This is a genomic window from Chryseobacterium carnipullorum (assembly GCF_003815695.1).
Lineage (GTDB): Bacteria > Bacteroidota > Bacteroidia > Flavobacteriales > Weeksellaceae > Chryseobacterium > Chryseobacterium carnipullorum.
The window spans coordinates 2,130,761-2,151,827 of record NZ_CP033920.1; the positions used below are offsets into that span (position 1 = coordinate 2,130,761).

Genomic DNA, 21,067 nt, shown 5'->3' on the forward strand with positions numbered 1-21,067 from the left:
ACTGTGTGAAGGTACCGTTCTCACAAAATTTACATGAATTTTCTATATAACAGGGGGGTAAAGCTGCATATTTCAATGCTTTATCTCGTTTAAAAGAAGATTCGTTTTTCTGATAGTTTTTCCTGAATTAATGGGCTTTTCAAATAGATTTTCATTCCGGGCGATGGGCTGTATTTTATCTGAAAAGTTTCAAAAAATGTAAAATTGGTATAAAAATCGAAAATTAAATAAAAAAATAGCATTTACATGATGATTATATTAGAAAATTCACTAATTTTATTACGAATTTAGAAGATGCCCCGGTTAAATGAAGGGGGATAAAGTGAAAAATTGAAATTTTTAACTAAAATCCAAAAATATAAATGAGCAATATACAAGATGAATTTGAAGTCTTTAAAGACGAACTGAAAAAACTGAATATCGATGTACAGAAAGTAGTGAAAGTAGGAAACGGAAGCATGGATTTCCATGAGGTTTTTTACAAATCACCAAGATACCACGACGTGAAGAGTGTATATGTCCAGCGCCATAATCTGGATAGTATGGTGGAGAAATTTAAAAAAGCTTACCACTAAAAATAAAACGGGCGCCGCAGAGAATCTGCGGCGCCCGTTTTTATACTTGATTTATTAATCTTTATCCAGTGATGAGTTGTCCTTGGTATCTTTCATCCCTGCATAGACGATGAGAGAGAATAAAATACATCCGGTGATGTACCAGTAAAAATATTGCTCTGTTCCTGCCTGTTTGAACCATAGAGCCACATATTCTGCCGTTCCACCGAAAATAGCTACCGTAAGAGCATAGGGAAGTCCTACTCCCAGCGCCCGGATTTCAGAAGGAAAGAGTTCTGCTTTTACAACAGCATTAATGGAAGTGTAGCCGCTCACAATGATCAGGGCTGCCATAATCAGGAAAAATGCTGTCCACATCGAAGTAGTAGTACTTAAAGCCGTTAAAAGCGGAACTGTACAAAGGGTACCAAGAATTCCAAAACCTAAAAGCAAAGGCCTTCTTCCTATCTTATCAGACAACGCTCCAAATACAGGCTGCAGACAGGCAAATATAAACAGTGAAATAAAGGAGATCAGGGTTGATTGCTCTTTAGTAAGATGAACCGTATTGACCAAAAACTTCTGCATGTACGTTGTGTAGGTGTAAAAAGCCAGAGTCCCTCCCAAAGTCAGACCGATCACGGTAAGCAACGCTTTAGGATGCTTAAGGAGTTCTGTCACAGTTCCTTTTTTCTTGTCGCTCACCTCTTTTTTATTTTCAAAAGCTTCAGTTTCATGAAGATTGGCTCTTAAATATAAAGCAATCACAGAGAGTAGTGCCCCAATTACGAAAGGAATTCTCCATCCCCATTCTTCAAGCTGAGTCTCCGTTAAAAGCAGTTTCTGTAAAATCAACTGAATTCCTAATGCGATCAACTGGCCGCCTATAAGCGTTACATACTGGAAGCTTGAGTAAAAACCTCTGCGGTTTTCTGATGCCATTTCGCTCAGGTAGGTTGCGGAAACACCGTATTCCCCGCCAACGCTTAGTCCCTGAAGTAATCTTGCAATTAATAATAATGCAGGAGCAAGGATTCCGATAGTCTTATAGGTAGGAGTAAGGGCAATAAGAAGGGAGCCGAAAGACATTAAAAGTACAGAAAGCGTCATCGCTTTTTTTCTTCCGATCTTATCTGCAATACTTCCGAATATCCATCCACCAATGGGTCTCATCAGAAATCCAACGGCAAAAATTCCTGCAGTATTCATCAGCTGTGCATTCAGGTCAGAATCCGGGAAAAAAGAATTGGAAAAGTAAATGGCAAAAGCTGCGTAGGCATACCAGTCGTACCATTCCACAAGGTTTCCTACGGAACCACCCACAATGGCTTTGATCCTTTGAGCAGTTGTAATTTGAGTAGTATTCATATAAGTAAGATATTAAATTTTTTAAAGTACGATTTGAAAAGACAGTAGAAATTCACCTTTTCTGTCAAAAATTGTTTTGGAGGTGATATCATAGAGTGGTCTGCTGCTGTATTGAGCGACGATTCTTGCATTTTGACCATATAGATAAAGACTGGCTCCCACGTCATAATAACTTCCATTCTGGTTAAGCGCTTTCATGTCTTTAAGGGCATAATTGAAGAAGGGCTGCACCTTTAGAATTTTACTGAATTTCGGAATCACAAAACCTATTTGTGAAAACCATATATTTCCTGTTCCCATCAGAATTCTGTTGTTTCCGGCTCCTTCCAGTGCTTTCTGTCCTGTAAAGTCTGAATTGGAAGTACCGGGATTCAAAAGACCACTTACTCTTAAATAATCAGGTCCATAGTTATAATTATAGTAAACCGAATACAAAGTAAGTCCCATTTCTTTACTTTTGTCGCCTAGGGGAAGTTCAGTATAAACATCTGCTCCAAAAATATTGACATTGTGGGATTCAAAAATATTTTCTGAAGGTTGAGACTGGGTTCCTTCTTTATTGGTATAAAAACCGGCTCCCAGGTTCAGAATTTTTTTGGTGGTTAAATTATTTCCGGGCAGAAAAGACGTTACGGTCGTTTCCTTGGTAAAAAACTGATAAAAGGCATATCCGGAATAAGACAATTTTCCGCTTTGATTATTGTCTACGGCTGCACCTCCCACAGCAGGTTTTAAATTGGTAGCAAAAGGTTTGTTGACACTGAAACGATAATTAATCCGATCGAACTCCCCATGAACAAAAATACCCAATTGTCTTGAAAACTGGTCAGCAATTTCTATGGTCGGGAAATTAAAAACCGGAATATCACCTGCAAGCATTTTCGTGGTACTTGCATTGGTGAGCCTGCTTACTCCATTCCATGAATGAAGTCCAGCTCCTAAATAGAGGTTGTTTTTATTCGGCTTTCCTGTCTGAAAATCATTTCTTGGAATAATGGCGAATTCATTATAAGCATCATGAAAAAAGAAAGGCGCTTTTTTTCCGGCCCCACTGTTTCCTGTACCTGTTCCACCACCTGAGATGAAACTCTGATTATTGATTCCCATCTGCAAAAACACAGAATAAAAAGGCGTAACCTGACTCTGAACCGTTAATCTCATTCTCCGTATTCCTGCATCATAGGTCTGCTCCTGAGGAACTCCGTTCACCAATGTCCCGGGGTTATTATCGATACTGCGTAACCAAATCTGGCTTGAAATACCGAATTTTAACCATTTATCCCCTTTGGAGTTGAGATTTATTTTAAGTTCTCCTACATCTAAAGGATTTTTTTCAGAAGAAACTTCTTCTGTAGTTTTTTTTACACTCACGGTATCCTGACCATACATACTTTGCATAACAGTTAAACTGAAAATAATGATTAATTTTTTCATTGGCGCTTTTGTTTGCACCTAAACAATACATAAATTCTGAAGAAATTCTGAAGTTTTCATAAAATTCAAACATTTGATGCTATGTTTTTGAATTTCAGTATTTTATTTTATGAAATTGATCCTTATTGTGTGTAGATCGTTTTCAAATTGATAGAATATTTCAGCGTCATAAATCTCCAAAATTTTCTTCACGAGGGCTAAACCGATCCCAATGGAGTTCTGATTGGGATTTCCGCGCTTGAATCTTTTGAACAATTCTGCAGTAGGAATGGTGGGAGGATTTCCCGTATTGGAAATTTGGAAATACTTTTCTGTAAGCAGGACAGAGATTTTTCCGTTTTCTATATTGTGTCTTTTGGAGTTATTGATGAGGTTGTTGACGACAATTGTTGCCAGGTTTTTATCAAAATTAAGATAAACATCCTCATGAATATCTTTTGTCACCGTAAGATTCTGAATTTCAAAAATATCTTCAAAATAATAAAGCCTTTCCTGAAGTAAGTCAGAAAAATTGATAAGCTGGGAATCGTTCTTTTCAAAATGTTCCAGCTTGGCAAGGAGAATAAGGGATTGATTGATCGATGAAAGCCTGTCCAGTTCATCATTCATGGAAGAAAGAGTGATGAGTTGATTTTCTGAAAGCTCACTGTCCATCAACAGTTCTATTTTCCCTTTAATGGAAGCTAGCGGTGTTTGTAATTCATGAGAAGTATTTTCAGAAAGTTCTTCCAGGAGATTGTAGTCTTTTTTGGAGCTTTCAGTCATTTTTAGTAAAAATGTATTGAGTGATTTAAATTCTTCGGTTTCTGTTTTCATCAGATCCATCGAGCGGTTGTCTCTCAGACTGAATTTTTTTATTTCGTCTATCGCATGATAGAAAGGATCAAGAATTTTTTTAGACACCAGAATGCTCACGATAATGGTCAGAATAATAAGAAACACCATAATCCATGCAATCACCATGATGATGCTCATCAGGAAATTATTTTCAATAATCGTAATGTATCTTACACTGGTGATGGCATATCTTTTATGGTGAATGACAGGGTAGGTGGTCACGGTGATCCTGTTCATGTGGGACTGTATGCTTTTGTTCCAGATGTATTTTTCTTCAATAATTTTTTCCTTGATATTTTTAGAGTTCAAAGGAAGAATATTGATCTGGGTTTGCCGGTGATGAAACTTTAAATAATCATAGGTGGAATCCTTTTCCAATCTATGGGCTACATAGGTATTTAAATCTTCAAGTTTAAGAATAGCGGAACGCATCGTTGCCCTTTCAAAAGCAAAATAGAGAATGGCAAACCCTGTGATCAGCACGAAAAATACCAATACCGTGAATGCTCTGGCAAAACGGAAACTTAAATTCATTTATCAATCCATTTATAACCTAGTCCGTAAACGGTCTGCAGATAATCTTTTCCACCCGCATCAATCAATTTTTTTCTTAAATTTTTTAAATGCTGATAGACGAAGTCTACATTGTCAATGCTGTACGTGTAATCACCCCAAAGATGACTTGCAATGGCCTGTTTGGAAAGCATCCTGTTCTGATTGTTGATAAAATAGATCAGCAGGTTCAGTTCTTTTTTGGTAAGATTGATCAGTTGCTCATTGATTTTACATTCCTTAGATTCCAGATCGATTTTGATTTCATTGAAACTGAGAATGCGGTTGGCCTCAGGCGTTTTTCTTCTCAGGACAGCTTTTATTCTTGAGTGAAGCTCGGGTAAGGAAAATGGTTTGGTAATATAATCATCGGCTCCGTCATCTAACCCGGTTAGTTTTGTATCTAAAGAATTTTTTGCTGAAACAATAATGACACTTGATCCGGGAGTATAGTTTTTAATGTGCTTCAGAATATCCAGGCCGTTTCCATCGGGAAGCATCAGGTCCAGAAGAATACAGTCGTACTCAAAAAGCTCAATTTTTTCTAAAGCTTCCGTCGCATCACAGGCTACTTCACAGACGTAATCTTCCTTTTTAAGATAATCTGTGATATTGGCTGCAAGATCTTTATGGTCTTCTATGATAAGAATTTTCATGCGAAAGGATTAAACGGATACATTAATATCCGGTTTAAAGATATAAAAAAACCGTTCAGAAAATCAAGAACGGAATTTTTTAATAATATTTTTAAAACCTGTATCCAATGGAGAGACCGCTTCTGAAGCCGGCCCAGGGACCGTCTACCTTTACTTTAGCGCCATTGGCATTGGTTTCTACGGTATAATCTACAAAAGGAATATCCAGATTTTCAATTTCTTTCTTCAGCTGAGCCTGCATTTCAGGAGTCAGAACAAAATCGCTGGTCATGGTAAAGTCGCCTTTTCCGCTTCCGTAATGAGCGCCTGCAATCCAGAAATCAAGGACCAGATTTTGGCTTCTGGTGAGGAAAAACTGTACTCCAACCATCAGACCGCCACTGTTTCCACTGGTACTTCCCTGTCCTTTAAGAGGAATTTGATAAGTATTTCCGTCGATGGCATTATAGTCATAATAGAAATCAAAACTGTTGGAAGAAACATCGGAATACCGGTAATAGGGAGCGAAATAAAATCCTTTTCCATAACCTTTACCGATGTAGAATCTGGGTTCAATGGTGAAATTCGTAGCTTTTACTCTCAGGTTCTGGAATCTTTTCTCATCTTCATCCTTCAAAAATGCATTAATAAAAGGGACTTTTCCCTGGGTCATAGCTCCAAAACCTACATTAAGAGAGAACCATTGAGTGATGGCTCTTTCGTAGGACAGGTTGATATTTCTGAATGCGTAAGCTGTTACGTTGGTCTTAATGATATTCATTTTATCAACGGGAACAGTCTGGACAGTCTGAATTTCCTGCGCGCCTGCCTCTGAAATCAGAAAACAGGGTATTAAGGTGAGAAGCTTTTTCATGATGTTATATTTTGTGGTGTAAAAAAGTATCAGCAAAAAGTAGGCAAAAAATTAATAATATTTCAATATGAATTGATTTTTAACTTAAAAATAATGATATGGTTGGTATTTGTGTTATTGTGATGGGCAAAATAAAATAGTGTTATTGAAAAAATCATTCGGTGAGTAAAGTGATGAATGGATGATGCAAAATCAGTGAAAGGAGGATACAAACGGGTATAGTTTTGATATTAACTTATTTTTAATAACTTGTTTAAAAGAAAAAACCACCCGGTACAATCGGGTGGCAGTTCTGTGCGTTATCTCTATTTTTTAGTTGCTCATGATTTTACGATAGGCGTAAATATCTTCAATCGTCACTACACTCATTTCTTTGAGAGATGCAAATTTCACAATCTCCGGAAGCCTCGCCATGGAGCCGTCTTCATTCGTCAGTTCGCAGAGTACGGCATCATCACCGAGATTGGCCATTTTCACAAGATCTACACTGCCTTCTGTATGGCCGCGTCTTTCGAAAACACCACCTTCCTTTGCAATCAGTGGGAACACGTGTCCGGGACTTGCGATATGAGCCGCCTGAGCATTTTCGGCTACGGCAGTTTTGATGGTTGTAACTCTGTCTTTTGCAGAAACACCGGATTCTACGCCTTCTTTAGCTTCAATAGAAATGGTGAATGCGGTCTGGTTTTTTGAGTTGTTGGTTTCCACCATCGGACGCAGATTTAAGTGTTTGCTTTTCTCTTCCGAAATGCACAGACAAACAATGCCGCTGCATTCACGGATCAGGAGTGCCATGTCTTTTTCTGTAATGGTGGAGGCGGGAAAGATGATGTCGCCTTCGTTTTCACGGTTTTCATCATCTACTAAAAGAATACCTTTTCCCTGTTGTAGTTTTAGAAGTGCATTTTCTACACGTTCTGTGGAGGTTGCTCCAAATTGTTCTAATAATTTTTCCATGTTATTTTACTTTTAAAAGTTAAAATAGTCTTCGGTACATGGAAATGAAATACGGCACAATAAGCCCGTAAGGAATCTTACTGACCGTTTCATTTTCTTCTCCCATCCAGACTGTAACTGTCGGTTTTGGAATTTCACCAAATCAGTCCTTTCAAAAGAAAGGAGTCGCGGACTGTAACCGCCGGTAGGGAATTGCACCCTGCCCCGAAGAAAACTTATACTAAGTTTTACTGTATGTTCTGATTTAAAATTTTATTTCATTGATTCTATTTAACGCACAGACCACAAATTTCGTGAAGTTTTTTGAATTGGAGAAGGGATTTTTGCTGGTATTTATAGATTGCCATTATAAATTACAAAAAAAAATCATTCCGAACTGAAATGATTTTTTTGTGAAGTTTTTGATAAGCTTTTTCTTTGAAAAAATTAATCTAGAGAATTTGTTTTCCCTCCTTATAGTTTTGGATTGTTTTTTCCTTTCCATCTTCATTGTACATTTCCCATCTTCCATTATATACTCCATTTTTCCAATTTCCTATGCCCCGAAGATTTCCGTTTTCATACCAGTATTCATGAGTTCCGTTAGGTTTTCCATTTATAAATTCTCCTTTCCGGGCTTTTTGACCATTTGGATGCCAGTATTCCCAAACCCCATTTTCTTTTAAATTTTCAATTTTACCGCTTGAGTATAATGTTCCGTTTAAATAATAAACTTTTTTAAATCCATTGGTTATTGGCTTAAATTCAATTGTTTTTGCTTGATTTTCATTTAAATTCTGGCCATTTTTTATGAAGTCTTGCTTAGCAATCAAGGTATTTCCAAGATAAACTTCATATTCGTCTAAGTTTACATTTTGGGAGTATAAATTCTTATTTACAAAAATGATTAGAAATAAGATAAGGAGTATTTTATCCATAGGTCAGATTAGAATTATTGTATCTTGTAGAGCCTTTACGTGTTTTGTAACTTTGATTTTTATGATTCGTATTCTTTTAAATAAGTCACGAGTTTTTTCTCTATGAAATCAGATAATGAGTTCGCTATTTTTATGATTTTTGGAGGGCTATGTTCGTGGGCAAAGCTATAAATATTTTGATTTTCCAAACTGTACAGCAGCTGATCTCCATCACCATACAACCAAAATTCACCTAAGACTAAGTATTGTTTTTTTTGAATTGTTTCCGTACTTAATTCCTGAAAATCGATTTCTATACCTTCCAGCTTTAGGATGGATACATTTCGGTACCATGTTATCAGGTCTTCGGACAATTGGATAGAAAGTTCTTTTTCTTTATTTAGAATAAATTCCTGTTGTACGCCCGCTTCGATGATGTCAGAGATGCTATATGAGTAGGTTAATTGTCTGAAGAATTTTGGATAGCGGTCTTTTAAATAGCCGAATTTGTTTTCAACCTCTTCCTGAAGCTGTTTTTCTTTTTGTTTTTCAACTTTGCAGAAATCATCAAATTCTTTTTCCCAGCCTTTTTTATAGCGATCAGAAAGAGTCGTGTTAACATTCATGGAATTCAACCATTCAAAAGCGCCCAGCTGCCCGATGTAGGCGTTCCGGCTCTCACTGAAACTTTCTTTGTTTTTTATTTTAAGAAAAGCCGTTCTCCCACATATTTTTTCTATGGTGCCTTTATGAGCTGTGAACCAGGCCACCCATTCCTGAGGCGTGAGTTTTCCTTCTGTGAGGCTGATGAATTTTTCAATAAGGTCCTGTAGCATCATATCCTTTGTATTCTGATAAAATCTATTTTTCTATCCACTCCCGGAAGAGAGGGGTATTGCTTTGACTGGTGACCAGATGTTTTTCATACCCGGCAATCTTTAAAGCTAATGAATTTTTAGAATAGCGTTCAATTCTTTCGATGAATTTTTTATTCACCAACTCGCTGCGGTTGATCCTGAAAAAATCGAGCGGATCAAGCTGAGTTTCCAGTTCTTTTAAAGTAGATCTGTTTAACAGATGTTTTTTTCCGGTTTTATCAATGGCAAAAACAACTCCCTCATCTGCTTCAAAAAACAGGATGTCTGTGGTCTCAAAAAAGTAAATTCCCTGACTGGTATTAGCAGAAAACCTCGTTTTATATTTTTCCAGACGATTTCCGATGATTTGATTCAATTTTAAAAACAGAGCATGATCCGTAGCATTATTATTTCTTAACAACAGGAATTTATCCCATGCCTTCTGAAATCTTTCAAATGAAAAAGGTTTTAAAAGATACTCAATTCCATTGCTCTCGAATGCATTCATCAGGAACTGATCATAGGCCGTTATAAAAATAATGGGGCACGAAACCTTTACTTCATGATAAATGTCAAATGCATTTCCATCCAAAAGTTCAATGTCAGAAAGGATTAGATCAATAGATTTTGTTTTTTTTAGAAAACTTACAGCTTCAAGTACAGTATCTATTTCTGCTTCCACAGAAACGGTTTCTTTTACTTGATCCAGAAATCTTCTGAGCTTTTTTCTGGCCGGGATTTCATCTTCAACGATAAGAATTTTTATCATTTTTCTTGTAATGGAATTATAGGTAAAGTTACTGAAAACTCATTTTGAGTATGGAGGATTTCAAACTGCTGATTGGCTAAAAGAGTGTATTGTTCTTTCAGATTCCGCAACGCTCTTCCGGAGGTTATTTTTGTATTTCTTTTTTCAACAATATTGTTCGATACCACAAGGTTATTATTGATAAAGATCTTTATCACAACAGGATTTTTTTCTGTTCCTATATTATGTTGAATAGCATTTTCCAGCAGCAACTGCAGGGTGAGGGGAACAATCGTTCCCTTTATTCCGGTATCCTGGATTTCAAGGAGATAAGCATGGCCATATTTGTGCTGCATCAGTCCAAAGTACTTTTTTGCAAAGGAGATTTCTTCATCGATGGAGATTAGACTTTTGTCGGAAACCTGGAGCACATAGCGATATAGATCAGCAAATTCGTTAAGAAAATCAGACGCTTTATATTGATCTTCTTCAATTAACTGGTCCAAAACATTCAGGTTATTAAACAGAAAATGAGGATTGAGCTGTGATTTGAGCTGGTTGATCTTAGTTTCAGAAAATGCCTGATTGTACCTTTCGATTTGCTTTTGTTTTTTTTATTTTTTTGGTAATAGTAAAATGCAAGGAAGAAGCTCCCATAGATAAAGGTATTCATTATTTCAGAGAGGGTCGATAAAGCCAGTGACTGCTGATTAAAGTTTCTTTCAAAAGTATCAAATACAAGGGAAATGAATACCCCCAATATTTTCATGACCATTAAATAGACCAGCATTGAAATACTGAATATTTTTAATGCTTCTCTCGTGCTAAATGTTTCGGACTTCTGCCAGTGCCTGATAAAAATATACATGACGAAGAACAGAATTCCGGCACTAACAAAAGACATGACGGCCGCCTCTGGCGTAAAAATATACCAGTCCAGTTTTTTCCTCACCAGCAGTCTGATCTGTATGGATTGTGCATAGCCGAACAGAAAAACAAACAGTAAAAAGTATTTGCTTTGCCTGGCTTCATTCAAAATATTTTTCATAAAGAGCATATTCATAGAATACAAAATAGCCCTACAGGAGATGGAGGGCTATTAAATTATTGAGATTATTTTGTCTTATGATCAGGGAATGATGCTGTAACTTCTCCTTTGTCATTATAGAAATCAAGTTTCGCATTGTTTTCTTTATCAATATAGAACATCGCTCTAGGCATTCCTTTATCATCAAATAAAAACAGTCCGTTGTTTTCATTTCTGGATTTTCCGAGCATAATTCTTGGTGCGCCCCCGATTAAATTCTTTTTTAAATATTCATCATATTTTTGCTGCATGGCTTTGGGATCTTTTTTGCGGAGTTCTTCTAGCTCTTTAATAATTTTAAATGTTTGAAGCTGTGATTCTTCTGAAGGCCTGTCATTAAAAGCAAGGCTGCTGGTCACAAACCGTTTGCCATCTTTTGAATAATCCTGCGTTAAAAGTTGCATCACCTGATCTCCGTCATATTGATCATAGGTTAAGGATAACCCGGAGCTATGTCCGTTTTCCTTTTTTTCTCCGTCATAGATAAAGCCTCCACACTCAATGCCGTCTTCATTGTAAAACAGCATTCCTGAACGCTTTTTCCGGGTTTCATTGGTTGTGCGGTTATTGACTTTGTCCTTTCCGTTGGGAAATTGGGCGACATTCGTAATAATCATTTTTACGGTTCCGTCTTTTTCTACGATGTTGATTCTTTCAACATCAATTTCGGTGAACTTTTGATTGCCGTTTTTCTTAAATGCCGATGCTGTGAGGAAAACAATTCCGATAGCTGCTGCCCATGCAAACGTTCTTAGAAAAATTAATTCTTTATTCATAGTAGGGTTATCATATATAGGACAAAGCTATTCAGATGTTGATCTGTCATCAATACAAAAATAATGATGTAAGGAAAAAATCCGTTGAATAAAGGAATTTCAGGATTGAGTTATGATGGGTGAAAATATAATTTTAGGTATCACATGAAACATCATCCCACTCCTGATCCATATACGTGATGAGCCAGTTTAAGGAATAGTGTCTTTCATAAACGATACCTGGATCTATTGTTTCCATTTCTATATTTTGGATCCGGGCATCCACACAGGCCCAGTCATATCTGTAATACAAATCAGCAGCATCAAGTATTTCAGATTTTGAACGGAGCTCATGAGGGGCATGAATGAAATCAATTGGATCAATGTCACCGCCAACGGGATAGTTTTCGGACGGAATATCATTCAGATCACACAATTCATCAGGGAAAGGCAGGGTGTTTACTTTTTTCAATGCCCATAGTAAAACCCAGATACATTCACATTTCCAGCTTTCTTGTGCCTTTTTTTGTTCTGTAGGATCATTTAAGAAATCTTTTTCTTTGGTAGTTACATCGTCCCACAGATTGCAGTCTTTGAGATAATCAACGGCTTCTTCCGGATCAATGGAATCAAAAGCAATAAGATTGGTAACCGCAAGAACGGTGACTCTTCTGGCTATTTCTTCTGGGGTTCTAAGGGTCGTTTCCTCTTCTGTTTCTATATAGGGGAGGTTAACATTAATTTTTATTTCTTCTTTTTTGAGAATTTCCTCACTTCTTTCTTTTCGCGAGCGCTCTTCTTTTTTAGTGGAAATATCGGCCATAATAAAGATGAATATTTAGATAAGTTCTTTGATGGTCTGTTCGAGTAACTGATTAAATTTCTCAGGGTTTTCCAGCATCGGATAATGTCCTGTTCCGGCTATTTCAACGTATTCGTAATCTTTTAAATATTTCCTGTTATTGTCTGCGTTGGTAGGCGAATTATCTGAATTAATAGCTCTTACAGGCACCTGAACGTTTGAAGCGGTTTCTCTGAAATCTGTTTTGTATAAGGGTCTCAACAGTTCAATGGCTGTTTCTGATGTATTGTGAAGGAATTCATTCTGTAGTTTTTCTTTTACTTCAGGTGGTGTTTTTTCTGAAAAAAGATATTGGGGAAGAATATTTTCAACCGCATTTTTAAAATCATTGCGATAATGTACGAATAAATAATCTTCGGCCTGTTCATCTGTAAAGGTTTCATCAAGATCTTTCACCGTATCTATTAAAATAAGAGCCTTTACCTGAGGGATTTTTAAAGCGGCTTCAAGAACATAGGCTCCCGACATCGAGTGTCCTACAAGAATGATCTCTTTTGAATCAAGCTGATCTGCAACGGCTTTGATATCATCTGAATAGGATTCGCTTGACCATGTTTTTCTGGAAGTATCAGATTTTCCGTGGCCTGCAAGACTCATCTGTACGATATGATATTGGTCTTTGAAGTATTCCTGCTGACTGTTCCACCATTCTGCATTGCCGAGCCATCCGTGTACAAACAGGATCGACGGATTTCCTTCTCCGCTTTCTTTGTAGTGAATATTCTGTCCGTCTGACGATTGTGCGTATTTTTCCATGAGTTATTTTTATTCCGGTTTATACTGGTGCTTTTTGTGAAACTAAAAATACAAAAACTAGAGTGAATACTCTTGTATTTTCTTCTTTCTACCTAATAAAAAACGCTCTGAAAACAGAACGTTTGAAAATTATTTTATGATTTTACCACTTCCAGATCTGTGGTTCCTCTTTCCAGATCAGCAGTCTGAACTCTTCATAAAGATTGGCGTTGCCGATACTTTGTGGGTCTCTTCGGTCCTGATCTAATTTAAGTTGGTGCAAAATACCGGAATGGGCACCTACCCAAAGTGTTTTCCCGTCGTCAGAAAGGGTCATTCCTGAGATGGTGGAACCTAAAAAGTGTCTCCACAGCCGATTTCCTTTTTTATCAAATGCTTTGATATATCCGTAAGCATCCCCTAAAATATAGTAATCTTCTGTGGCTGTACCCGCATACACTCTCATTTCTTCATCAATAATGGTGTAATCATCGCTTTCAGTGTAGGCTTCGATATCAGCCCCTACATATTGATCGGCATTGATTCCGATGGTCATTCCATTGTAAAAATGGCAGGAATTGGTGATCATCTGGCTGTCATCTTTAGCAAACAGACAAAAATGGGGATATGAAGATTGTGCTCCTACAGCACCTAGGGTATTGCCTTCCGGATCTAAAATTCGGTGGTCATAACTTTGATCTCCCACCACGATATAAGAATTGTCGTTGGAAAGCGCAGCGTTTTCCATATCGATATCCGGTGTCCAGTCTTCTTCATTGTCTTCATTGATAGGATGGATGAGTTTTTCTTCACTTGTAGAAATCAGATAAATTCCGAATGAAGTAACCAAGATGACTTTGCTTCCATCGTTGAATGGGATGAGTTCTGTAATTCCCAATTCTATTGTTTTATCGAGCAGAAATTCGTTGATAAGTTCTCCGTCCCAGCCTTTATACATGGATATTTTACCCGCAGTTGCGACCGCAAAAACATGATCTTGTTTTGATTTTCCTATGGCCTGAATATTTTCGTCCAGTGGGGTCACCTGATCATGATCCAGCAGATAAGCCTGTCTTTTTTCATAAGAAGTACCGGTCATAAAAACGATCTTTTCATCAGAAATAAGGTGCAGCTGTTCAATACTTTGTGATCTGTTTTCCATCAAAGGAATGATCGGCGTGTGAGCCGGCGGAAATTCTGCTCTGAAGGTTTCCGTATCGCCATTTTGGTTGGCTGTTTTAAGCAGATTGAAGACCGCTTCAGCAAGATTGGATCTGGTATCTTCAGGTTCTTTTCCTTTCCAGTTTTCCCAACCGTTCTTTTCACCGAAATCAACCATTTCATTAATTTCTCTAGCATACTGTTCTCCTTTTGAGAACCATTCTTCCTGGATTTTAGTGTTTTGCATAATTGATGATTACATAAAGTTTGAGATATTCCTTATCGAAACATCCTGTCTGAAAAATTAAATTTAATGTATTATTTGAAGTTAGCCTGTTCGTCATGGTTGCCATTGATCGTAATACTGCTTCCATTCAGCAGCTGTGGATTCATAGTTCCGGTTTTCTCTGCTGTGAATTCAAACCCCAGGATGTCTAAGGTTTCGCCAGGTTTGGAAAACTTTTCTTTTTTTAAGGTGTACGTTCCGGCAGGACCGATTTTTATGGTATCTCCGGGCTGTTCCATAAAGGTCTCCACATTGCTTTTCTCTCTGGTGTTTACCTTAACGGTTTTAGACAGATAGAGTACGTTGACATCATGAAGGCCGGACCATTGGATGGAAAAATCATTGTTTAATGATGCTTCTTCGTCATAGATAATGTTTCTTGAACTGCTTAGTTTCAGAGAGGGAACGCTGCCCAGAAAAAACTTTTTACCGTTGGCCAATTGAATCTGAAACTCATATTGATTATTTTCGGGTGCTATTTTCTCTGTGTGGTATAGATACGTTTTGGTATAATATAACCCCTGTATAATTTTGTACTCTATTTTTTTGCCGTTCACGGTGACATTTACCGAATCGTTGCCAAACATTTTGCCTTTTCGGTCGTATAAACTTACGGAAATACTGTTGTCATTTTCATCCGTTAAGGTTTGATAGATATCAACCACCGCTTTGATATCGGAAATATCTGTGACCTTGGATGCCGGAATAGGTTCTGAACAGGAATTGAACAGGAAATAGAGGCAGCAGAGAAAGATAGAAAGCTTCACAAGTACAGAGCTGTCTTTTTTCATAACATATTGTTTGGTGTGGCGGAATTATTTTCTGCTGTGTTAAATTACAAAAAGAAATAGAATAGGGATTAGTGATGAGGTATTAATTTGTACAAAATAAATGTATTAAAAGCACATTCTTTTTCAACTTTTGCTGTTTTTTTTATTGATTTCCTTGGAGAGTCATTAAAAAAAGCTTAGATTTTTCATATCAGTTTTTGAAATAAACTTCATCAATATTTCCTTCAAATTCATTTGAAACTATATTTTTTAATCGGTATCTTAACTTTGTTTTAAAATTTCCGTTCAGTTTGGGTTCGAACACTATGGCAATTTGTTTGGGTTTTAGCATGATGTATTTAATTCCAGTTCCGCATAAATATTTTCTGTAGCCGTAAATCTGTTTCCAGTTGTTTTCTTTGTCCAGAGCTTCGAGTTCCAATGGAATATGATTTCCAAATCCAACAATGATATCTTTATCTTCTGCATTATAAATAGTAACTGGAAATCCGTCATAATAAGTTATTATATTAGGAATTTCTTTTGTAGCTTTTTCTCCGTCATTGATTCTGTCCATTTCAGCTTCAATTTCCTCTTCCGTTATTTTACTTAGGTCAGCCAAAGTTTGAGTCAATAATGTTGTTTGATTTGTATCAACAAAGATTCTTATATTTTTATAATCATTTTTATACTGTCTATTCAAGTTATCCGTAGGGCGTTTATAATTATTCATAAGGATAGGATTCGACCAATTATAATCTGTATAGCTTAATTTTATAGACGGTTGAGGATTTCCGAGATATTGCACTTTTGTATGATAGAACAAATTAATATCACTTGTTTTCTCAAACTTTTGAGAGATGATATTTTTGTCAGAAATTATTTGTGGAAGCTGTATTTCAGACTGTCCTCTGCATACAAAAGAAACACAGATAAGTAGAGCATACAATATTTTCATGAATTAATGCGATTATGTTTTTGGATAAAAGTTTTGAATCTAGAACGTCAATTTTTTTTAAAACTTATACAAAGGGGATAAAAAAAATGCCATTTGCGTAATCTGAATTGTTTTTTTAAGGTAAATTACTTTCTTAACGACCAATACATCATTTCAGTATCCTGCTTTATTTTTGCAAAGCTTAATTTTTGCAGAAAATTAATGGAGTTGACATTGTCCGGGAGACATCTTGCTGTAATTTCAGATACAATGCCCGTTGAGAAAGCCCATTGGATTAATGCTGTTACCGCTTCTTCCGCATAACCTTTTCGCCTTTCCTCTTTAGAAATTCCGTATCCGATGTCTATATTTTTTTCTTCACCATTATATCCCTTAAATCCTGCATCCCCAATGATTTCGAAAGTATCATTTTTTATAATCATCCAGGATTCAAACCCGGTAGGTTCTTCAACTTTTGAGAGATTATCAATAATTCTGGGAAGTGTTTCTATTACATCGGAGTAGGGCCAGCCTTTTCCTTTTTTTAGTCCCATCGCTGCAAGATCACTGAAATCATCTTTCAGAATATCCCTGCAGATTTTTGTGGTAAACGGAATAAGAATTAATCTTTCTGTAGTAAGTCTTTCTATAGTTAGTTTGGGTGCTTTCAAGATTCTTTTTTTATAGCGTGAATAAAGTTTTTTTTATTTAAGAAGTTCCTTTGAATAATGATATACAGACTTATTATATCTGGGTAAATGTTTAGATAGTGATTCAAGAACTAATGATAACGCTTCCTTATCATTATTGATGGAGGAAAGTGACAACGCCAGAAAAGCATTCACCGCATCATCCAGTTCATCAGAATAGTTTTCCTTTTCTTCTCTCAGGATCTCAATACTTTCGTCTGTTTTCCCATTATTTCTAAGGGTACTGGCCAGTTGAATTCTTGCTCTTCTTCTGCGTAATCCCGTAAGACCTAAGTGTAAAGCTGATCTGTAAAGAGGCTCCGCATCTTTCTCAAAACCCGTAGAATCATAGGCGCATGCTCTTTCAAAATTTGCAATAGCATGGGGTTGGTGAGCACATAAGGTTTCTGTATGTACTTTTATTTTTTCGATGAAATCAGCATTGGAAATAAGTCCAAGTTGATCCCATATTGTTTTTAATTCTGCCTCCCAAAGTTCAAAATCTATCATTTTGTTATATATTTTTTTTCAGTCCTCAATAGCTTCAATGCCTTGCTGTTTCAGCTTTTCAAGGTGATCTCTCATCGTTTTCAGCTGCTCCGGCGAATGCCCCTGCCATTCTGTAACTTCTCCTGTTACTTTAAAAGGATGCTGTGAACGGTAAGATTTTGTAGGATTGCCCGGAAATTTTTTGTCTGTTAGATTGGGATCATCTTCAATCGGGCCTGTAGGTTCTACCGTATAAATTCGTTCTTTCCCCTCTCCGAAAGCCAGTTCGACGCCCCATGTTGCCGCTTCCAAAGTCGCAGAAAGATAGATGTATTTTGCTTTTTTCTTGGTGCCATAGTTGGAGCTGAAACCAATTTCGATGAGGTCTCCGGTTTTAAGATCTGCTTTGGTACCGTGGTAGTAGATGGGAGCTTCTGTGGATGTTGTGTTCATAGAGGTATTTTTGTGATATGATGTATAAAAATAAATAAAATAATCATTTGATTTTGTTATTCAGACGATGGGCAAAATTCTAATGATCATTGAAGTTGAACCAATTGCTCCTGAAATTCATCAGAAGTGACAGTCCCCATAGCAAATTGATATTGAAGCCGTTCAATTTTTTCGTTTTTAGTCAGCGGTCTGTTATGAATAGCTTCTATAATCTGATCCTCGTCCGGTAATGATCCCAGTATATGTGTTTTTTGCTGGAATGCTTTAAAATATCTGATCCCAAATTTCCTCTGGGAAATGGCATTAAAATGAATATTGTCAGGATTGGCTGTCAAACCTTCAGCAGATACAAAGTAACAGTGCTCATGATCTTTTGCAAATTGGATGAGTGCTTTATTGACTTCGTTGTATTCATTAAAATATTGACCATACCTACCGTCTTGTAAAAAATCACCCAGTCCTCCAATGATGAGCGGAATGTCTGAAACATTAAGTTCTTCTCTCAGGGTTTTCATAATGAGGGCTAATTTTTCTCCATAGAGCCTGTATTTTTGCCTATTGCTGTCATTTTCTCCCTGATGCCACAGAATTCCCTGCAAGGTGCTTATTTTTTGTGCCGCTTTTGCCTTAAAAACTGCATTTTGAAACAATGGAGCTTCTACCGACCAGTCATCCAGACTGGTACCACCGTCAGCACATGGAATTAATGCAATATTATCCTGTTGATTATGAAATAAACGCCATGAAGAAGCAAAAGTAGCTGCCAGACCGACTCCGGAAGTGGAACGATCAGGATTAACAGGCTCTGCCATCATTTGCCATCTTCCGTTTCTCAACATTTTGATCTTTTCGTCATCAATAGGAGGGACTTCCTTTAAAAAACCACGACCTGCCATATTGGACTGGCCAATCATTAGAAATGAATGTGTCATTGTATCTGTTTATGTATTGTTCTGTTCTGTTCTGTTCCTTATTCTTTTAGTGATCTGTAAACCTTTTCGAAGGTAATCCATACCATTTCGTCTGTTAAAGTAAAAGGTAATCCGCTGATGCTTTTTCCCTGCTGATGAAAGCGCAATAAGGTATACAAGGGAGAGAAAGCGATGGACCAGTAAATTTCAAAGGGAATTTCAGCCATTTCTCTTCTCTGCACTGTATTGGAAATGAAGTTTAAAAGATTGTTTTTGAACTCACTCATAAACATTCCCGGCTTCTCGTTAAACATTTCATTAAATTGATGACTGTAATGAGAATTGTTGATCTGTTCAAAGAATGGAAGCAGGAGAGGATTTTTGAGGGCATAATTATATCTGTTGGTCCATTGCACCCGCAGGCCTTCTTCAAGAGAAGAATCGGGATCGAATCCTTTATTGATTTCGATTTCCATTGTATTGCCTTCCTCAATAACCAGTTTAATAATAAGATCATCTTTGTCCTTATAATATACGTAAGGAGTTCCTACAGAGATATGGCATGCCTTCGCCAGTTTACTCATCGTAAAGCCGTCCAGTCCTTCTTTAACAATAATTTCAATAGCTTTCTGTTTAATACTGTTTTCTTTGTTGAGATCTCTGTTTCTCATATTTATCTTATTATCAGATTAATATAATTAAATGAATATTCATTTAATTATAAATGCAAATCTATATATTTTAATCCATACGAAGAAAAGTAATGTTAAAAAAAAATAGAAATGAGAGATGTACTTTTAGAGAAATATACTAATAATCAACAATGACGAAATCAGGATTTCGAGCAGGAACAGGAGATTATTACCATTGTTGAGGGTTAGAAGCTGTCTGTATTCTTATTTTCAGCAGTAATTTCTTGTTATTTTTCAGACCCGCTCAATGCATTCAGTTTGATACAATATTCATCCAGCAGATCATAAATAGCCTTTTGGTCTTTTCCCGAAATTTTGTTGTCCCAGTCGGTATTTACTATAAGGTACCTGCCGATCTTTTTATCCTTAAAAAACCAGATGACAGAATTCATTCCAGGATCGCCGCCGGTATGACCGAAATTTCCGGTAGAGCCAAAGCCCATAGTGATGCCCATATTGTATTCATCACTGTATTCGCTGTTGCTCCTGTCCTGAAAATTCCCGGCGTTGAGCTGAGGCGTAAAATATTCTTTGTAGCTTTCTTTGGAAAGAATCGTTCCTTTGCCGAAGTAACCTTTCATCAATTCCAGAAGGTATTTGCTCATATCACTTGAAGTTGTAAGCAGCCCTCCGTCAGGATAGGTATTAAGGGAATAGTAAGGATAGGGCGTTTGCTTGTTGATGAATGTATGGGTATATTTTGAAAAATCAATCGCATTAAAGTTCCAGCCGGAATGATTCATTTTTAATGGCTTAAGAATATATTTTGTAGTGAATACATCATAAGGAATTCCTGTTGCCTTTTCCAGAACCAATGCTGCCAGCGTTGCTCCAATATTGGAATAATTAAAGATTTCGCCAGGCTTGTTTTCTGTAAATACATCTTTGGAATACCATTTTCCGCTTTCGCTGAGAACTTGGGTTAAAAAATCTTCAATGGAAATTTTAGAGGAAGGAGGATTGAATTGGGTGGGGGAGATATCAATATTTACATTGGATGAAAGGTTTACCGTATCTTTTAACACGACAGTATTCAATAAATAGCCGTTGTTGTCATTGATGGAGGAGGTGTGTGTGGTGAGCTGCCGGATCGTTACAGCGACTTCAGGATGATAAGGATTCGTGACTTTGAATGGTAGATATTGGTTGACAGGATCATCCAGTTTGAGCTTTCCCAGTTCCTGAGCTTTAAGAATCGCAAGACCGATCAATGTTTTTGAAATGGAAGCTATATTTTGAACTGTATTTTCATCATATTTTTGAAGCGTCTTTGTATTCGCAATGCCGAATCCGTTTTGGTACAGAATATCCCGATCATTCACCAACGCCACTCCAAATCCATTAAAGCTTGCATTCCTGCTGATTGCCGTTAGTTTATGGGTTAATTCATTTTGGATTTTGATAAATTCCTTTGACTGTTTTCTCTGCGCCTGACAGCAAATGGCGATCGTAATAAAGAGAAGGGTATAAGATAGACTTTTCATGATAGGTTTTTATTTAAAAACAACTTCAAGACCGTAATTATTAC

The 21,067-nt window shown here is 36.9% G+C and carries 24 protein-coding genes and 1 riboswitch; of the genes, 1 reads left to right on the forward strand and 23 read right to left on the reverse strand.

All coding sequences use genetic code 11. The features are described from left to right. Window positions 1-362 precede the first annotated feature (362 nt). Window positions 363-575, forward strand: coding sequence for a hypothetical protein (locus EG346_RS09730; RefSeq protein WP_073329813.1), 213 nt, complete (start codon window positions 363-365; stop codon window positions 573-575). 54 nt (window positions 576-629) lie between these two features. Here the strand turns inward: EG346_RS09730 and EG346_RS09735 are convergent, their stop codons facing one another. From EG346_RS09735 to EG346_RS09845, 23 genes are all read right to left on the reverse strand, one after another. Next, on the reverse strand, window positions 630-1,922 hold the full coding sequence (locus EG346_RS09735; protein WP_073329816.1) for an MFS transporter: 1,293 nt from the start codon (window positions 1,920-1,922) through the stop codon (window positions 630-632). A gap of 21 nt (window positions 1,923-1,943) precedes the next feature. Further along, window positions 1,944-3,356 carry a porin gene (locus EG346_RS09740; protein WP_123878274.1) on the reverse strand — a complete coding sequence of 471 codons (1,413 nt, stop codon included), beginning with the start codon at window positions 3,354-3,356 and terminating at the stop codon, window positions 1,944-1,946. Window positions 3,357-3,458: 102 nt separating this feature from the next. Next, entirely contained in the window at window positions 3,459-4,727 is a 1,269-nt protein-coding gene (locus EG346_RS09745) for a sensor histidine kinase (protein WP_073329819.1), read from the reverse strand. Beyond that, a complete protein-coding gene (locus EG346_RS09750; RefSeq protein WP_123878276.1) occupies window positions 4,724-5,401 on the reverse strand; it encodes a response regulator transcription factor in 678 nt (225 codons plus the stop codon). The genes EG346_RS09745 and EG346_RS09750 overlap by 4 nt, the downstream gene beginning before the upstream one ends. Before the next feature lie 91 nt (window positions 5,402-5,492). Further along, window positions 5,493-6,254: a DUF3575 domain-containing protein gene (locus tag EG346_RS09755; RefSeq protein WP_123878278.1), complete on the reverse strand. Its 762-nt coding sequence runs from the start codon at window positions 6,252-6,254 to the stop codon at window positions 5,493-5,495. Between the two features lie 312 nt (window positions 6,255-6,566). Continuing rightward, window positions 6,567-7,211 (reverse strand): 3,4-dihydroxy-2-butanone-4-phosphate synthase, encoded by a 645-nt coding sequence (gene ribB, locus EG346_RS09760; protein ID WP_123878280.1) that lies wholly within the window; start codon window positions 7,209-7,211, stop codon window positions 6,567-6,569. Window positions 7,212-7,301: 90 nt separating this feature from the next. Beyond that, a riboswitch (FMN riboswitch) is annotated at window positions 7,302-7,427 on the reverse strand. Window positions 7,428-7,642: 215 nt separating this feature from the next. Beyond that, entirely contained in the window at window positions 7,643-8,128 is a 486-nt protein-coding gene (locus EG346_RS09765) for a toxin-antitoxin system YwqK family antitoxin (RefSeq protein ID WP_123878282.1), read from the reverse strand. Between the two features lie 59 nt (window positions 8,129-8,187). Beyond that, entirely contained in the window at window positions 8,188-8,946 is a 759-nt protein-coding gene (locus tag EG346_RS09770; protein ID WP_123878284.1) for an SMI1/KNR4 family protein, read from the reverse strand. 22 nt (window positions 8,947-8,968) lie between these two features. Further along, entirely contained in the window at window positions 8,969-9,733 is a 765-nt protein-coding gene (locus EG346_RS09775; protein WP_123878285.1) for a LytR/AlgR family response regulator transcription factor, read from the reverse strand. Further along, window positions 9,730-10,218: a histidine kinase gene (locus EG346_RS09780; RefSeq protein WP_262511524.1), complete on the reverse strand. Its 489-nt coding sequence runs from the start codon at window positions 10,216-10,218 to the stop codon at window positions 9,730-9,732. The genes EG346_RS09775 and EG346_RS09780 overlap by 4 nt, the downstream gene beginning before the upstream one ends. A 5-nt stretch (window positions 10,219-10,223) precedes the next feature. Beyond that, window positions 10,224-10,760 carry a hypothetical protein gene (locus EG346_RS09785; RefSeq protein ID WP_123878289.1) on the reverse strand — a complete coding sequence of 179 codons (537 nt, stop codon included), beginning with the start codon at window positions 10,758-10,760 and terminating at the stop codon, window positions 10,224-10,226. 65 nt (window positions 10,761-10,825) lie between these two features. Further along, the gene (locus tag EG346_RS09790) at window positions 10,826-11,575 is read right to left on the reverse strand and encodes a hypothetical protein (RefSeq protein ID WP_073329842.1); all 750 of its coding nucleotides are present in this window, start codon (window positions 11,573-11,575) and stop codon (window positions 10,826-10,828) included. Between the two features lie 133 nt (window positions 11,576-11,708). Next, complete coding sequence (locus EG346_RS09795) at window positions 11,709-12,377, reverse strand: DUF4272 domain-containing protein (RefSeq protein WP_123878291.1); 669 nt, start codon at window positions 12,375-12,377, stop codon at window positions 11,709-11,711. A 15-nt stretch (window positions 12,378-12,392) separates the two neighbouring features. Beyond that, a complete protein-coding gene (locus tag EG346_RS09800) occupies window positions 12,393-13,172 on the reverse strand; it encodes an alpha/beta fold hydrolase (RefSeq protein WP_073329848.1) in 780 nt (259 codons plus the stop codon). Window positions 13,173-13,314: 142 nt separating this feature from the next. After that, on the reverse strand, window positions 13,315-14,559 hold the full coding sequence (locus EG346_RS09805) for a hypothetical protein (protein WP_123878293.1): 1,245 nt from the start codon (window positions 14,557-14,559) through the stop codon (window positions 13,315-13,317). 71 nt (window positions 14,560-14,630) lie between these two features. Next, the gene (locus EG346_RS09810) at window positions 14,631-15,389 is read right to left on the reverse strand and encodes a hypothetical protein (RefSeq protein ID WP_123878303.1); all 759 of its coding nucleotides are present in this window, start codon (window positions 15,387-15,389) and stop codon (window positions 14,631-14,633) included. Between the two features lie 190 nt (window positions 15,390-15,579). Continuing rightward, window positions 15,580-16,326 (reverse strand): hypothetical protein, encoded by a 747-nt coding sequence (locus tag EG346_RS09815; protein WP_123878305.1) that lies wholly within the window; start codon window positions 16,324-16,326, stop codon window positions 15,580-15,582. A 125-nt stretch (window positions 16,327-16,451) separates the two neighbouring features. Next, window positions 16,452-16,976, reverse strand: a complete 525-nt coding sequence (locus EG346_RS09820) for a GNAT family N-acetyltransferase (protein ID WP_123878308.1) — start codon at window positions 16,974-16,976, stop codon at window positions 16,452-16,454. A 33-nt stretch (window positions 16,977-17,009) separates the two neighbouring features. Beyond that, complete coding sequence (locus EG346_RS09825) at window positions 17,010-17,504, reverse strand: tetratricopeptide repeat protein (RefSeq protein ID WP_123878310.1); 495 nt, start codon at window positions 17,502-17,504, stop codon at window positions 17,010-17,012. 18 nt (window positions 17,505-17,522) lie between these two features. Beyond that, window positions 17,523-17,936 (reverse strand): NAD(+)--rifampin ADP-ribosyltransferase, encoded by a 414-nt coding sequence (gene arr, locus EG346_RS09830; protein ID WP_123878312.1) that lies wholly within the window; start codon window positions 17,934-17,936, stop codon window positions 17,523-17,525. Between the two features lie 86 nt (window positions 17,937-18,022). Further along, window positions 18,023-18,868 carry a sialate O-acetylesterase gene (locus tag EG346_RS09835; protein ID WP_123878314.1) on the reverse strand — a complete coding sequence of 282 codons (846 nt, stop codon included), beginning with the start codon at window positions 18,866-18,868 and terminating at the stop codon, window positions 18,023-18,025. 38 nt (window positions 18,869-18,906) lie between these two features. After that, window positions 18,907-19,518, reverse strand: coding sequence for a TetR/AcrR family transcriptional regulator (locus EG346_RS09840; RefSeq protein ID WP_123878316.1), 612 nt, complete (start codon window positions 19,516-19,518; stop codon window positions 18,907-18,909). Window positions 19,519-19,766: 248 nt separating this feature from the next. Then, window positions 19,767-21,023 (reverse strand): serine hydrolase domain-containing protein, encoded by a 1,257-nt coding sequence (locus EG346_RS09845; protein WP_123878318.1) that lies wholly within the window; start codon window positions 21,021-21,023, stop codon window positions 19,767-19,769. Window positions 21,024-21,067: the final 44 nt, after the last annotated feature.

Bases quoted from the DNA above. Each gene is read 5' to 3' on its own strand.
- EG346_RS09840 (WP_123878316.1), bottom strand. From the start codon at position 19,518: ATGAGAAACAGAGATCTCAACAAAGAAAACAGTATTAAACAGAAAGCT.
- EG346_RS09755 (WP_123878278.1), bottom strand. From the start codon at position 6,254: ATGAAAAAGCTTCTCACCTTAATACCCTGTTTTCTGATTTCAGAGGCA.
- EG346_RS09765 (WP_123878282.1), bottom strand. From the start codon at position 8,128: ATGGATAAAATACTCCTTATCTTATTTCTAATCATTTTTGTAAATAAG.
- EG346_RS09750 (WP_123878276.1), bottom strand. From the start codon at position 5,401: ATGAAAATTCTTATCATAGAAGACCATAAAGATCTTGCAGCCAATATC.
- EG346_RS09835 (WP_123878314.1), bottom strand. From the start codon at position 18,868: ATGACACATTCATTTCTAATGATTGGCCAGTCCAATATGGCAGGTCGT.
- EG346_RS09805 (WP_123878293.1), bottom strand. From the start codon at position 14,559: ATGCAAAACACTAAAATCCAGGAAGAATGGTTCTCAAAAGGAGAACAG.
- ribB (WP_123878280.1), bottom strand. From the start codon at position 7,211: ATGGAAAAATTATTAGAACAATTTGGAGCAACCTCCACAGAACGTGTA.
- EG346_RS09730 (WP_073329813.1), top strand. From the start codon at position 363: ATGAGCAATATACAAGATGAATTTGAAGTCTTTAAAGACGAACTGAAA.
- EG346_RS09795 (WP_123878291.1), bottom strand. From the start codon at position 12,377: ATGGCCGATATTTCCACTAAAAAAGAAGAGCGCTCGCGAAAAGAAAGA.
- EG346_RS09735 (WP_073329816.1), bottom strand. From the start codon at position 1,922: ATGAATACTACTCAAATTACAACTGCTCAAAGGATCAAAGCCATTGTG.
- EG346_RS09785 (WP_123878289.1), bottom strand. From the start codon at position 10,760: ATGAAAAATATTTTGAATGAAGCCAGGCAAAGCAAATACTTTTTACTG.
- EG346_RS09825 (WP_123878310.1), bottom strand. From the start codon at position 17,504: ATGATAGATTTTGAACTTTGGGAGGCAGAATTAAAAACAATATGGGAT.
- EG346_RS09775 (WP_123878285.1), bottom strand. From the start codon at position 9,733: ATGATAAAAATTCTTATCGTTGAAGATGAAATCCCGGCCAGAAAAAAG.
- EG346_RS09800 (WP_073329848.1), bottom strand. From the start codon at position 13,172: ATGGAAAAATACGCACAATCGTCAGACGGACAGAATATTCACTACAAA.
- EG346_RS09845 (WP_123878318.1), bottom strand. From the start codon at position 21,023: ATGAAAAGTCTATCTTATACCCTTCTCTTTATTACGATCGCCATTTGC.
- EG346_RS09740 (WP_123878274.1), bottom strand. From the start codon at position 3,356: ATGAAAAAATTAATCATTATTTTCAGTTTAACTGTTATGCAAAGTATG.
- EG346_RS09745 (WP_073329819.1), bottom strand. From the start codon at position 4,727: ATGAATTTAAGTTTCCGTTTTGCCAGAGCATTCACGGTATTGGTATTT.
- arr (WP_123878312.1), bottom strand. From the start codon at position 17,936: ATGAACACAACATCCACAGAAGCTCCCATCTACTACCACGGTACCAAA.
- EG346_RS09790 (WP_073329842.1), bottom strand. From the start codon at position 11,575: ATGAATAAAGAATTAATTTTTCTAAGAACGTTTGCATGGGCAGCAGCT.
- EG346_RS09770 (WP_123878284.1), bottom strand. From the start codon at position 8,946: ATGATGCTACAGGACCTTATTGAAAAATTCATCAGCCTCACAGAAGGA.
- EG346_RS09810 (WP_123878303.1), bottom strand. From the start codon at position 15,389: ATGAAAAAAGACAGCTCTGTACTTGTGAAGCTTTCTATCTTTCTCTGC.
- EG346_RS09815 (WP_123878305.1), bottom strand. From the start codon at position 16,326: ATGAAAATATTGTATGCTCTACTTATCTGTGTTTCTTTTGTATGCAGA.